This is a genomic window from Klebsiella sp. RIT-PI-d (assembly GCF_001187865.1).
Lineage (GTDB): Bacteria > Pseudomonadota > Gammaproteobacteria > Enterobacterales > Enterobacteriaceae > Superficieibacter.
Map to the genome: position 1 here is coordinate 602,714 of NZ_LGIT01000009.1, position 13,971 is coordinate 616,684.

Annotated in this window: 9 protein-coding genes; 8 read left to right on the forward strand and 1 reads right to left on the reverse strand. The window is 53.0% G+C overall.

Features of this window, described 5'->3' with window-relative positions:
• Positions 1-18: 18 nt before the first annotated feature.
• The gene (trxB, locus tag AC791_RS09455) at positions 19-984 is read right to left on the reverse strand and encodes a thioredoxin-disulfide reductase (protein ID WP_049840203.1); all 966 of its coding nucleotides are present in this window, start codon (positions 982-984) and stop codon (positions 19-21) included.
• Between the two features lie 547 nt (positions 985-1,531).
• Here trxB and lrp point away from each other — a divergent pair.
• The 8 genes from lrp to AC791_RS09495 all read left to right on the forward strand — a co-directional run bounded on the left by lrp (position 1,532) and on the right by AC791_RS09495 (position 13,819).
• On the forward strand, positions 1,532-2,026 hold the full coding sequence (gene lrp / locus AC791_RS09460) for a leucine-responsive transcriptional regulator Lrp (protein WP_000228473.1): 495 nt from the start codon (positions 1,532-1,534) through the stop codon (positions 2,024-2,026).
• Positions 2,027-2,145: 119 nt separating this feature from the next.
• Complete coding sequence (gene ftsK / locus AC791_RS09465) at positions 2,146-6,201, forward strand: DNA translocase FtsK (RefSeq protein WP_049840204.1); 4,056 nt, start codon at positions 2,146-2,148, stop codon at positions 6,199-6,201.
• Positions 6,202-6,325: 124 nt separating this feature from the next.
• Positions 6,326-6,940: an outer membrane lipoprotein chaperone LolA gene (lolA, locus tag AC791_RS09470; protein ID WP_049840205.1), complete on the forward strand. Its 615-nt coding sequence runs from the start codon at positions 6,326-6,328 to the stop codon at positions 6,938-6,940.
• A gap of 8 nt (positions 6,941-6,948) precedes the next feature.
• Complete coding sequence (locus AC791_RS09475) at positions 6,949-8,292, forward strand: replication-associated recombination protein A (protein ID WP_049840206.1); 1,344 nt, start codon at positions 6,949-6,951, stop codon at positions 8,290-8,292.
• A gap of 93 nt (positions 8,293-8,385) precedes the next feature.
• Entirely contained in the window at positions 8,386-9,678 is a 1,293-nt protein-coding gene (serS, locus tag AC791_RS09480; protein WP_049840207.1) for a serine--tRNA ligase, read from the forward strand.
• Between the two features lie 203 nt (positions 9,679-9,881).
• On the forward strand, positions 9,882-12,326 hold the full coding sequence (dmsA, locus tag AC791_RS09485; RefSeq protein ID WP_049840208.1) for a dimethylsulfoxide reductase subunit A: 2,445 nt from the start codon (positions 9,882-9,884) through the stop codon (positions 12,324-12,326).
• Between the two features lie 10 nt (positions 12,327-12,336).
• Complete coding sequence (locus tag AC791_RS09490; protein ID WP_049840209.1) at positions 12,337-12,954, forward strand: DMSO/selenate family reductase complex B subunit; 618 nt, start codon at positions 12,337-12,339, stop codon at positions 12,952-12,954.
• Between the two features lies 1 nt (position 12,955).
• Entirely contained in the window at positions 12,956-13,819 is an 864-nt protein-coding gene (locus tag AC791_RS09495; RefSeq protein WP_049840210.1) for a dimethyl sulfoxide reductase anchor subunit family protein, read from the forward strand.
• Positions 13,820-13,971: the final 152 nt, after the last annotated feature.

The window sequence follows — 13,971 nt, forward strand, 5'->3', positions numbered from 1 at the left end:
GTTACTGACTTGTAAAGATTATTTGCTACTTTCTGCTAAACCATCAAGATAACGTTCAGCATCCAGCGCTGCCATACAGCCCGTACCGGCAGAGGTAATGGCCTGACGGTAGATGTGATCCATGACATCGCCGGCGGCGAATACGCCGGGTACGCTGGTCTGGGTGGCATTACCGTGAATGCCGGACTGCACTTTAATGTAACCGTTTTCCAGCGCCAGCTGGCCGTCAAAGATAGCGGTATTCGGGCTGTGACCAATGGCAACGAACAAACCGGCAACCTCCAGCGTTTCAACATTGTCGCGCTGAGTATCCCGCAGACGCAGACCGCTGACGCCCATTTGATCGCCAGTGACTTCTTCCAGCGTACGATGGGTATGCAGGACAATATTACCGCTTTCCACTTTATCCATCAGACGCTTGATAAGGATTTTTTCCGCACGGAAGCTGTCACGACGGTGGATCAAATGGACTTCTGAGGCAATATTTGCCAGATAAAGCGCTTCTTCTACCGCCGTATTTCCGCCGCCGATCACCGCGACTTTCTGATTGCGATAGAAAAATCCGTCGCAGGTCGCGCACGCGGAAACGCCACGGCCTTTAAACGCTTCTTCAGAGGGCAGGCCGAGGTAACGAGCCGATGCACCCGTCGCGATAATCAGCGCATCGCAGGTATATTGCGCACTATCACCGGTCAGGCGGAAAGGGCGATTTTGCAGATCGACAGTATGAATATGATCAAACAGAATTTCGGTTTCAAACTTGACCGCATGCTCATGCATACGCTCCATTAACAGTGGCCCGGTAAGATCGTTCGGATCGCCCGGCCAGTTTTCCACTTCTGTAGTGGTGGTCAATTGACCGCCTTTTTCCATACCAGTGATTAACACCGGATGTAAATTTGCGCGTGCAGCATAGACAGCCGCGGTATAGCCCGCAGGGCCGGAGCCAAGAATTAATAGTTTGCTGTGTTTCGCCGTGCCCATGAGATCCCCATAATTGTTGGCAGTCATTGCCCGAGATTGTAGGGAATTTGTCGCCTTAAAAAAAGAGCGCGCCTTTTTTGTTAACGATATATGAAATAGAAAATAACGATGGGCTGGAGCCAATGTGCATTCAACATAACAATTTCGACTGAAAACAGGCCAGTTATAAGGCGATCAGATGAGCAACACCCCCCGTAAATGATGAATATATGGCAGGTTGTACTAAAAAAAGCTGTTTTGCTTTGACAATGCCCTGTGCTTTTGCGAAAACATTCGAGGAAGAAAAAAAACCGTATTTCGTGTGGCGTCATTTAACAGCACGTAATGGTCATTTTTTACCGGGCCAATGGAGCTTACGTAAGGTGTGGACAGACACATTACGTGAGGTCATTGGAGCCTTCGGGCCCCGGTCTTCTCACCGCATACCCTGGAGTACGATTTGCGGCACGCCTGGAGCGTGCGCACGTAAACAACGGGCGAAGACCCTAAACAGTGACGTACCAGGGTTAAGACAGGAGTAGGGAAGGAACACAGAGAGACAATAATAATGGTAGATAGCAAGAAGCGCCCAGGCAAAGATCTCGACCGTATCGATCGCAATATTTTGAATGAATTGCAAAAGGACGGGCGTATTTCCAACGTTGAGCTCTCAAAAAGAGTGGGACTTTCTCCGACACCGTGCCTTGAGCGCGTTCGTCGACTGGAACGGCAGGGTTTTATTCAGGGCTATACGGCGCTGCTAAACCCGCATTATCTGGACGCATCACTTCTGGTTTTTGTTGAGATTACTCTGAATCGTGGTGCGCCTGATGTGTTTGAGCAATTTAACACTGCCGTGCAAAAACTTGAAGAAATTCAAGAGTGTCATTTAGTTTCAGGTGATTTTGACTACTTGTTGAAAACCCGCGTACCGGATATGTCAGCGTATCGTAAATTACTGGGTGAAACCCTGCTGCGCCTGCCAGGTGTTAACGACACCCGCACCTATGTGGTGATGGAAGAGGTTAAACAGAGCAATCGTCTGGTAATTAAAACGCGCTAACACGGAACAGGTGCAAAATCAGTGTAATTTGATTACACTCCTGTTAATCCATACAGCAACCGTGCCGGGGCAACCCTGCACGGTTCTCCGTTTAGCATCAAGGACCTGGAGTGCCTTTCTTGAGCCAGGAATATACAGAAGACAAAGACGTCAAAATTACCCGGTTAAGCAGCAGTCGCCGACTTCTGGAGGCCATGCTTATTCTTTGCTCACTTTTTGCCATCTGGTTGATGGTGGCGATGCTGAGCTTCAATCCTTCCGATCCCAGCTGGTCGCAAACGGCGTGGCATGAGCCTATCCACAATTTAGGCGGTGTGCCGGGAGCCTGGCTTGCCGACACGCTTTTCTTCATCTTTGGCATCATGGCTTATACCATACCGGTGATTATTATTGGTGGATGCTGGTTTGCATACCGACACCGGGCCAATGAAGATTACATCGATTACTTCGCCGTTTCTCTGCGTCTTATTGGCGTACTGGCGCTTATCCTGACCTCATGCGGCCTGGCCGCAATCAACGCCGATGATATCTGGTATTTTGCCTCGGGCGGGGTTATTGGCAGCCTGCTCAGCACGACATTACAACCGCTGCTGCACAGCAGCGGCGGTACAATTGCGCTGCTCTGTATCTGGGCGGCTGGTCTGACGCTATTTACCGGCTGGTCGTGGGTCAGCATCGCTGAGAAATTAGGCAGTGTTATTCTTAATATTCTGACGTTCGCCAGTAATCGTACCCGCCGCGACGATACCTGGGTTGAAGAAGAATATGAGGATTATGAGGAATATGAGGACGAGAGCGAAGACGCGCAGCCAGATGCGCCGCGTGAATCGCGTCGGGCTCGTATCCTGCGCGGTGCGCTGGCAAGACGTAAGCGCGTCGCCGAAAAATTTGCTAATCCTCTGGGGCGTAAAACGGATGCCGCGCTTTTTTCCGGCAAACGGATGGACGATCCGGAGGAGATTACTTACAGCGCTCGCGGTGTTACCGCCGACCCGGATGATGTTTTATTTTCCGGTCATCGGGCTACGCAGGCGGAAGAGTTTGACGAATACGATCCTCTACTAAATGGGGCCTCCGTCAGCGAACCGGTGGCGGCGGCCGCTGCCGCAACAATGGCAACTCAGGCCTGGGCCGCGCCTGCCGATCCCGTTATACCGCAGCCGCAGATTCAGGGCGCAGAGCCTGTTATTTCCCAACCTGATGCGACCTGGCAGGCGGTACCACCGCCGCATACGAACAGTGTTACGCAGGAAAACCGGGCGCCAGGTCAGCCCACCACGCCTGTCGATGAATGGCAATCTGCGGCGCCAGAAGCACCGCGCTATGAAGTACCACAGCCGTGGGAAACGCCGGCACAGCCCGGGGTAGCGCAGCCGCATTACGATCCGTACGCAGAGCAGCCGCCGGTTGCTCAGCCGCAGTATCAGCCGTACGCGGAACAGCCGCCGGTTACACAGTCGCAGTACCAGCCATACGCAGAACAGCCGCCGGTTGCGGAGCCGCATTACGATCCGTACGCAGAACAGCCGCCGGTTACTCAGCCGCAGTACCAGCCGTACGCAGAACAGCCGCCGGTTACTCAGCCGCAGTACCAGCCGCACGCAGAACAGCCGCCGGTTGCGCAGCCGCAGTACCAGCCGCACGCAGAACAGCCGCCGGTTCCTCAGCCGCAGTACCAGCCGGACGCAGAACAGCCGCCGGTTGTTCCTGAATCCCCTGCGCAGGAAGAGGTTAAAACAAGCCGTCCACCGCTCTACTACTTTGAAGAAGTCGAAGAAAAACGCGCCCGCGAGCGTGAACAACTGGCCGCCTGGTATCAGCCTGTTCCCGAACCTGTTGAGCAGCCTGTAACGCCATCTGCGGTTATCGATCCTGCGCCAGTGGTTGCTCCAGTTGCTGCCAGCGTGCATCAGGCCACCACGGCGGCGACCGTGGCTGCACCCGTATTTAATCTGGCCACCAGCGGCGTGCGTACTCAGGTAAAAGAAGGAATTGGCCCGCAGTTGCCGCGGCCAAACCGGGTTCGCGTCCCGACGCGTCGCGAACTGGCCTCCTATGGCATTAAATTACCTTCGCAGCGTATGGCTGAAGAACGTGCCCGTCAGGCAGAACAACATTCTGACGACGAGTCTGATGCATTTGAGCACGAAGATGAACTGGCACGTCAATTCGCCGATTCGCAGCAGCAGCGTTATGGCTCCGATCCCGTGCAGAATGAGGAAGAGGCGGCAGAAGAAGAACTGGCTCGTCAGTTCGTGGCCTCGCAGCAGCAGCGCTATGCCAGTGAACAGCCAGAAGGTGCTAATCCTTTCTCACTAAGCGATTTTGACTTTTCGCCAACCAAAGCACTGGTTGATGATGGTCCGGGCGCGCCGCTGTTTACTCCAGGCCCTGTGGATGATCCCCTGCCTGTATCTCAGCCGGTCCAGCAACCTGCCGCATCGCAACCTGTTTATCAGCAGCCGCAGCCGGTCCAGCAACCTGTCGCACCTCAGCCGGTTTATCAGCAGCCGCAGCCGGTCCAGCAACCTGCCGCATCGCAGCCTGTTTATCAGCCGCCGCAGCCGGTCCAGCAGCCTGCCGCACCGCAGCCGGTTTATCAGCAGCCGCAGCAACCGGTTCAGCCGCCGCAAGAAAGCCTTATTCATCCTTTGTTAATGCGTAACGGTGACAGTCGTCCACTTCAGAAGCCGACCACACTGTTGCCGTCACTGGATCTGCTGACGCCGCCGCCGTCTGAAGTCGAACCGGTAGACACTTTCGCCCTCGAGCAGATGGCGCGTCTGGTTGAAGCACGTCTGGCCGATTTCCGCATTAAAGCGGATGTTGTGAATTATTCTCCAGGCCCGGTCATTACCCGTTTTGAATTAAACCTGGCGCCGGGCGTAAAAGCTGCACGTATCTCCAACCTGTCCCGGGACCTCGCACGTTCTCTGTCCAGTGCCGCTGTCCGCGTTGTTGAAGTGATCCCTGGCAAACCGTACGTTGGCCTTGAGCTGCCAAATAAAAAGCGGCAAACGGTTTATCTTCGTGAGGTTCTGGACTGCGCTAAATTTCGCGGTAATCCTTCTCCGCTCACTGTCGTGCTGGGTAAAGATATTGCCGGCGATCCGGTAACCGCCGATTTAGCCAGGATGCCCCATCTGCTGGTAGCAGGGACCACCGGATCGGGCAAATCCGTGGGGGTCAACGCCATGATCCTGAGTATGCTGTATAAAGCGCAGCCGGAGGATGTGAAGTTCATCATGATCGACCCGAAAATGCTCGAGTTGTCGGTTTATGAAGGCATTCCACATCTGTTAACAGAAGTCGTTACCGATATGAAAGACGCCGCCAATGCTCTGCGCTGGAGCGTTAATGAAATGGAGCGTCGTTATAAGCTTATGTCGGCGCTGGGCGTGCGTAACCTTGCAGGTTATAACGAGAAGATTGCTGAAGCTGCGCGAATGGGCCGGCCGATCCCGGATCCTTACTGGAAGCCTGGAGACAGTATGGATGCGACGCATCCGGTGCTGAAAAAAGAGCCGTATATCGTTGTGCTGGTGGATGAATTCGCCGACCTGATGATGACGGTGGGCAAAAAAGTGGAAGAGCTGATCGCGCGTCTTGCCCAGAAAGCGCGAGCCGCAGGTATTCACCTGGTGCTGGCGACGCAGCGCCCTTCCGTGGATGTCATTACCGGTCTTATCAAAGCAAACATCCCGACGCGCATGGCCTTTACCGTATCAAGTAAAATTGACTCCCGAACCATCCTCGATCAGGGTGGCGCGGAATCGTTACTCGGTATGGGAGATATGCTCTACTCCGGGCCAAACTCAACCATTCCGATACGTGTGCACGGCGCATTTGTGCGTGATGAAGAAGTTCATGCCGTCGTTCAGGACTGGAAAGCTCGGGGACGTCCACAGTATGTCGATGGGATCACTTCCGACAGCGAAAGCGAAGGGAGCGGCAGCGGTCTGGAGAGCGGTGAAGAGCTGGATCCGTTATTTGACCAGGCGGTAAACTTTGTTATCGAGAAGCGTAAAGCGTCGATCTCGGGCGTTCAGCGGCAGTTCCGTATTGGTTACAACCGCGCTGCACGTATCATTGAACAAATGGAAGCGCAGGGGATCGTCAGTGAGCAGGGGCATAATGGTAACCGCGAGGTGCTGGCTCCTCCGCCATTCGATTAATTGTAAAGCCAGGTAAGCAAGTCAAAATTCAGTATTTTCTTCTGTTACCTGGCAAAAATGACGCCTAGAGTAGATAACAAAGAGGACTCCCGTAGTGGGAAGACGCATTTGAGGAATAACAACAATGAAAAAGATGGCTATCACCTGTGCATTACTTTCAGGCTTCGTGGTTAGCAGCGTTTGGGCTGATGCGGCGGGCGATCTTAAAACACGTCTGGACAAAGTCAGCAGCTTTCACGCCAGCTTCACACAAAAAGTGACGGATGGTAGCGGTGCCGCTGTACAGGAAGGTCAGGGCGATTTGTGGGTTAAGCGTCCTAATCTTTTTAACTGGCACATGACGCAGCCAGATGAAAGCACGCTGGTTTCTGACGGTAAAAACCTGTGGTTCTACAATCCGTTTGTTGAACAGGTAAGCGTTAATCTGTTAAAAGATGCCACAGGCAATACGCCGTTTATGCTAATTGCCCGTAACCAGACCAGCGACTGGCAGCAGTATAATATCAAGCAAAACGGCGACGACTTTATCCTGACGCCGAAAGGCAGCAGCGGCAATTTGAAGCAATTTACCATTAACGTCGGTCGTGACGGCACGATTCATCAGTTTAGTGCAGTCGAACAGGACGATCAGCGCAGCAGTTATCAGTTGAAGTCCCAGCAAAACGGTGCAGTCGATCCGGCTAAATTTACTTTTACCCCGCCGCAGGGCGTAACGGTAGACGATCAACGTAGCAAGTAGGGGCGTGCGTGAGCAACTTGTCGCTCGACTTTTCTGACAATGAATTTCAACCTCTGGCCGCGCGTATGCGGCCAGAAAACTTAGCACAGTATATCGGCCAGCAGCACTTGCTGGCCGCCGGTAAACCGTTGCCGCGCGCCATTGAGGCGGGGCATCTGCACTCAATGATCCTCTGGGGGCCGCCCGGCACCGGAAAAACCACTCTGGCCGAAGTCATTGCCCGTTATGCCAGCGCTGATGTTGAACGCATCTCTGCGGTTACCTCCGGTATTAAAGAGATCCGCGAGGCGATTGAGCGTGCGCGTCAAAATCGTCAGGCAGGACGCCGTACCATTCTGTTTGTTGATGAAGTACACCGCTTTAATAAAAGCCAGCAGGATGCGTTTTTACCGCATATCGAAGATGGAACCATCACCTTTATTGGTGCGACAACAGAGAATCCCTCTTTTGAACTGAATTCCGCGCTGCTCTCCCGCGCGCGCGTCTACTTATTAAAATCGCTCACCACTGATGATATTGAGCAGGTGCTTGATCAGGCCATGAGCGATAGCGTTCGCGGCTATGGCGATAAAGATATCGTACTGCCGGATGAAACCCGACTGGCGATTGCTGAGCTGGTTAATGGTGATGCCCGCCGGGCGCTTAACACGCTTGAAATGATGGCCGATATGGCAGAAGCCGCCGAAACCGGCAGGCGCGTATTATTACCTGCGCTGCTGACTGAAATTGCCGGTGAACGCAGCGCCCGTTTTGATAATAAAGGCGATCGTTTTTACGATCTTATCTCGGCCCTGCATAAATCGGTACGCGGCAGCGCGCCGGATGCAGCACTGTACTGGTATGCGCGCATTATTACCGCCGGCGGCGATCCACTGTATGTGGCCCGGCGCTGCCTGGCAATTGCGTCTGAAGATATTGGTAATGCCGATCCGCGTGCAATGCAGGTAGCGATTTCGGCATGGGATTGTTTTACCCGCGTGGGTCCCGCAGAGGGCGAACGAGCGATTGCCCAGGCAATTGTCTATCTGGCCTGCGCGCCGAAAAGTAACGCGGTATATGCTGCCTTTAAAGCGGCGATGGCCGATGCCCGTGAGCGCCCGGATTACGATGTGCCGGACCACTTGCGTAATGCGCCGACGAAGCTGATGAAAGAAATGGGCTACGGTGAGCAGTATCGTTATGCGCATAATGAGCCTAACGCCTATGCTGCCGGCGAGCAGTACTTTCCGCAAGAAATGGCGCAAACGCGCTATTATCAACCAACCAGCCGCGGGCTTGAGGGCAAGATCGGCGAAAAGCTCGCCTGGCTTGCTGAACAGGATCAAAATAGCCCCACAAAACGCTACCGCTAATGCAGGCGTTGCGGTAAGGTTACTGGTGAATCTTTGCGATCGCAGGCTGCGGTCGCATTCTCCTTTTACTCATTCGATAAGCACAGGATAAGCATGCTCGATCCCAATCTGCTGCGTAACGAGCCAGACGCAGTCGCAGAAAAACTGGCACGCCGGGGCTTTAAGCTGGACGTAGATAAGTTGCGCGCTCTTGAGGAGCGTCGTAAAGTTTTGCAGGTAAAAACTGAAAATCTGCAGGCTGACCGTAACTCGCGATCGAAATCCATCGGCCAGGCGAAAGCGCGCGGGGAAGATATCGAGCCATTACGCCTGGAAGTTAATAAACTCGGTGAAGAACTCGATGCTGCTAAAGTCGAGCTTGATGCGCTGCAAAGCGAAATTCGTACCATCTCCCTGACCATTCCGAACGTTCCGGATGATTGTGTTCCGCAGGGACGGGATGAAAACGACAACGTTGAAATTAGCCGCTGGGGTACACCGCGTCAGTTCGACTTTGAGGTTCGCGATCACGTGACTCTTGGTGAAATGCACAGCGGTCTGGATTTTGCCGCCGCGGTTAAATTAACCGGCTCGCGTTTTGTGGTCATGAAAGGCCAGATCGCACGTATGCATCGTGCACTGGCGCAGTTCATGCTGGATCTGCATACTGAGCAGCACGGCTACAGCGAAAACTACGTTCCTTACCTGGTTAACCACGATACGCTTTATGGTACCGGGCAACTGCCGAAATTTGCCGGCGATTTATTTCACACCCGTCCGCTGGAAGAAGAAGCGGACAGCAGCAACTATGCGCTGATCCCCACCGCAGAAGTTCCGCTGACCAATCTGGTGCGTGATGAGATTATCGACGAAGACGACCTGCCGATTAAAATGACTGCGCATACACCGTGCTTCCGCTCTGAAGCCGGCTCCTATGGTCGCGACACGCGCGGTCTTATCCGTATGCATCAGTTCGATAAAGTTGAAATGGTCCAGATCGTTCGCCCGGAAGATTCAATGGATGCGCTGGAAGAGATGACCGGCCATGCGGAAAAAGTGCTCCAGTTGCTGGGGCTGCCTTACCGTAAAATCCTGCTTTGCACCGGTGATATGGGCTTTGGTGCCTGCAAAACCTACGATCTCGAGGTCTGGGTTCCGGCACAAAATACCTATCGTGAAATTTCATCGTGCTCTAACGTGTGGGATTTCCAGGCGCGCCGTATGCAGGCGCGCTGCCGCAGCAAGTCTGACAAGAAAACCCGTCTGGTTCATACTCTGAATGGTTCTGGTCTGGCGGTCGGTCGTACTCTGGTGGCCGTGCTGGAAAACTACCAGCAGGCAGATGGCCGTATTGAAGTGCCTGACGTGTTACGCCCGTACATGAAAGGTCTTGAGTACATCGGTTAATACCCTGGTTTTCTTTATAAAGCGCCTGCGGGCGCTTTTTTTATGCCTGCTTTGATACCGGACAATAACCTCTACCTCATAAGGGTTAATATGACTTTCGTTCGAAAGTAGCATTAACTGCTGCCATTTTGAATTATCGATATATAAGTATCTATATAGCGGTTTTTTGCTTTAGATATGACGAGTAAACAAAGTGAGCAATTATGAAAACGACCCTGCCTGAGGTTATGCTATCGACAGAAGTGAGCCGTCGTAAGCTAATGAAAACGACAGCCATCGGTGGTCTGGCAATGGCCAGTAGCGCCTTTACGCTGCCCTTTACCCGTATCGCTCATGCAGCTGATACCATCCCCGCGTCCAGACCGGCTGAAAAAATCATCTGGAGCGCCTGTACAGTGAACTGCGGTAGCCGCTGTCCACTACGTATGCATGTCGTTGACGGTGAAATAAAGTACGTCGAAACGGATAATACCGGTAACGATAATTTTGATGAACTGCATCAGGTCCGCGCTTGCCTGCGCGGACGCTCTATGCGCCGTCGCGTCTACAACCCTGACCGCCTGAAATATCCGATGAAACGCGTGGGTAAACGCGGAGAAGGAAAGTTCGAGCAAATTAGCTGGGATGAAGCCTACGATATCATTACCAAAAACATGCAGCGTCTGATTAAAGATTATGGCAATGAGTCTATCTATCTGAATTACGGAACCGGCACGCTGGGCGGTACGCTCACCCGCTCATGGCCGCCCGGCAAAACGCTGATTGCACGTTTGATGAACTGCTGTGGCGGCTACCTCAACCATTACGGTGACTACTCTTCTGCGCAAATCGCTGCCGGACTCAATTATACCTGGGGCGGTTGGGCAGATGGTAATAGCCCCTCCGACATTGAAAACAGTAAGCTGGTGGTTTTGTTTGGTAATAACCCTGGCGAAACGCGGATGAGCGGCGGTGGGGTGACGTATTATCTTGAGCAGGCCCGGCAGAAATCAAATGCGCGGATGATCATTATCGATCCTCGTTATACTGATACGGGCGCAGGGCGTGAAGATGAATGGATACCGATCCGTCCGGGGACCGATGCCGCGCTGGTAAGCGCGCTGGCCTGGGTTATGATCACAGAAGATCTGGTCGACCAACCGTTCCTCGATAAATACTGCGTAGGCTACGACGAAAAAACCCTGCCAGCCGACGCGCCAAAAAATGGCCACTATAAAGCCTATATTCTCGGTCAGGGTAACGACGGTATCGCCAAAACACCCCTATGGGCGTCGCAGATCACCGGCATTCCCGCCGGGCGCATCGTTAAACTGGCGCGGGAAATAGGTAGCGCGAAACCGGCCTATATTTCTCAGGGATGGGGCCCGCAGCGTCATGCTAACGGTGAAATCACCACTCGCGCTATCTCTATGCTGGCAATCCTGACCGGCAATGTGGGTATTAACGGCGGTAACAGCGGCGCCCGCGAAGGGTCTTACTCTATACCGTTCGAGCGTATGCCCACCCTGGAAAACCCGGTTGAAACCAGCATTTCCATGTTTATGTGGACCGATGCAATTGAACGTGGCCCAGAGATGACTGCCCTGCGCGATGGTGTTCGTGGTAAAGACAAACTGGACGTGCCGATTAAAATGATCTGGAACTATGCCGGGAATTGCCTCATTAACCAGCATTCAGAGATCAACCGGACTCACGAGATTTTGCAGGACGATAAAAAGTGCGAAATGATTGTCGTCATTGACTGTCATATGACCTCTTCTGCGAAGTATGCCGATATCCTGCTGCCAGACTGCACGGCCTCTGAACAGATGGATTTTGCGCTGGATGCCTCCTGCGGGAACATGTCTTACGTTATTTTTGCTGACCAGGCAATCAAACCGCGTTTCGAATGTAAAACCATCTATCAGATGACCAGCGATCTGGCGAAACGTCTGGGCGTAGAGCAACAGTTTACGGAGGGGCGTACTCAGGAGCAGTGGATGCGTCATTTGTACGAAAAATCGCGTCAGGCCATGCCTGAGCTGCCAACGTTTGAGGTATTCCGCCAGCAGGGAATATTTAAACAGCGCGATCCCGCAGGCCATCATGTCGCTTATCGCGAATTCCGTCAGGATCCGCAGGCCAATCCACTCACCACGCCTTCAGGCAAAATCGAGATTTATTCACAGGCGCTTGCCGACATTGCCGACAGTTGGGAACTGCCCGCTGGCGATGTCATCGATCCACTGCCTGTCTACACGCCGGGATTCGAGAACTACGACGATCCGCTTACCCATAAATATCCGCTGCAGCTGACTGGCTTCCATTATAAAGCACGCGTCCATTCTACCTATGGCAACGTGGATGTCCTGAAAGCTGCCTGTCGCCAGGAGATGTGGATCAACCCGTTAGATGCGCAGAAACGCGGCATTGTTAACGGTGACAGAATACGCATCTTTAACGATCGCGGTGAAGCCCACATTGAGGCGAAAGTGACCCCGCGCATGATGCCCGGCGTGGTGGCATTAGGTGAGGGAGCCTGGTACAACCCGGATGCGAAACGCGTGGATCAGAACGGCTGTATTAATGTGCTGACAACCCAGCGTCCTTCGCCTTTGGCTAAAGGCAATCCATCACATACCAACCTCGTCCAGGTTGAAAAAGCATAAGGAGTAGCCAATGACGACCCAGTATGGATTTTTTGTGGATTCCAGCCGCTGTACCGGCTGCAAAACCTGCGAACTGGCCTGCAAAGATTTTAAAGATTTAACCCCGGATGTTAGCTTTCGTCGCGTCTACGAATACGCCGGTGGCGACTGGCAGGAGGACAATGGCGTCTGGCAACAAAATGTCTTTGCCTATTATCTGTCGATTTCCTGTAACCATTGCGCGGATCCGGCCTGCACCAAAGTATGTCCAAGTGGTGCAATGCATAAACGTGATGATGGCTTTGTCGTGGTCAATGAAGACGTCTGTATCGGCTGTCGCTACTGCCACATGGCGTGTCCTTACGGCGCACCGCAGTATAACGCGGCAAAAGGGCATATGACCAAATGCGATGGTTGCCATGACCGCGTGGCCGAAGGGAAAAAACCTATTTGCGTTGAGTCCTGTCCACTACGTGCGCTGGACTTCGGTCCTGTCGACGAATTGCGTCAAAAACATGGCTCTCTGGCAGCCGTTGCACCGCTGCCGGCCGCGCATTTCACGAAGCCTGGTCTCGTGATTAAACCTAATGCTAATAGCCGTCCCTGTGGAGATACCACCGGTTATCTGGCTAATCCGAAGGAGGTGTAAAATGGGAAACGGATGGCATGAATGGCCGTTAATGATCTTCACCGTCTTCGGACAGTGCGTGGCAGGGGGTTTTATTGTTCTGGCACTGGCGCTAATGAAAGGCGATCTGCGCCCGGATACGCAGCAGCGCATTATCAACAGTATGTTTGGGCTATGGGTATTAATGGGGATAGCGTTTATAGCCTCAACAATCCATCTTGGCTCGCCGATGCGCGCGTTTAATTCCTTAAATCGCGTGGGCGCATCCGCACTAAGTAATGAAATCGCCAGCGGCTCACTGTTTTTTGTGATTGGTGGTATTGGCTGGCTACTCGCGGCCATGAAAAAAATGCCTTCAGCGCTGCGTATGCTGTGGCTTATCGTTACCATGGTCCTGGGCGTGATTTTTGTCTGGATGATGGTCCGTGTTTATAACAGTATTGATACGGTGCCCACCTGGCACACCGTATGGACGCCACTCAGTTTCTTCCTGACCCTGTTTATCGGCGGACCATTACTCGGGTATTTGCTGCTGAGCATTGCAGGCGTCAGCGCACGTGCTTTACGAATATTACCCGCAATCTCACTACTGGCGTTTATCGTAAGCCTGGTGACAAGCTTAATGCAGGGGACGGAACTGGCGACGATCCACAGTTCGGTACAGCAGGCATCAATGCTGGTGCCGGATTACAGCGCGCTAATGGCATGGCGTGCGCTGGTAATTGTTCTGGCGCTGCTCTTCTGGATCCTGCCGCAGCTCCGTGGAAAACGGCCTGCGGTATCACTACTGGCTCTCGCTTTTATGCTGGTGCTGGCCGGTGAACTTATTGGCCGCGGTATATTTTATGGCCTGCATATGACAACGGGTATGGCTATCGCCGGGTAAGCGGGTTATCAAACGGCGTACAGTCAGAGATCGGCTCTGATTTTACGCCATTTTTGATCATGAAATTTTTCAACTGACTTACTAGCCGTGATTTTGTTTTTATCCTTTTAAATCAATAAACTATTTATAATTCCTGCATTCCGTCTTTCGTT

Excerpts from the sequence above, each read along its gene's own strand:
- trxB (WP_049840203.1), bottom strand. The coding sequence starts at position 984 with ATGGGCACGGCGAAACACAGCAAACTATTAATTCTTGGCTCCGGCCCT.
- lrp (WP_000228473.1), top strand. The coding sequence starts at position 1,532 with ATGGTAGATAGCAAGAAGCGCCCAGGCAAAGATCTCGACCGTATCGAT.
- lolA (WP_049840205.1), top strand. The coding sequence starts at position 6,326 with ATGAAAAAGATGGCTATCACCTGTGCATTACTTTCAGGCTTCGTGGTT.
- serS (WP_049840207.1), top strand. The coding sequence starts at position 8,386 with ATGCTCGATCCCAATCTGCTGCGTAACGAGCCAGACGCAGTCGCAGAA.
- dmsA (WP_049840208.1), top strand. The coding sequence starts at position 9,882 with ATGAAAACGACCCTGCCTGAGGTTATGCTATCGACAGAAGTGAGCCGT.
- AC791_RS09490 (WP_049840209.1), top strand. The coding sequence starts at position 12,337 with ATGACGACCCAGTATGGATTTTTTGTGGATTCCAGCCGCTGTACCGGC.
- AC791_RS09495 (WP_049840210.1), top strand. The coding sequence starts at position 12,956 with ATGGGAAACGGATGGCATGAATGGCCGTTAATGATCTTCACCGTCTTC.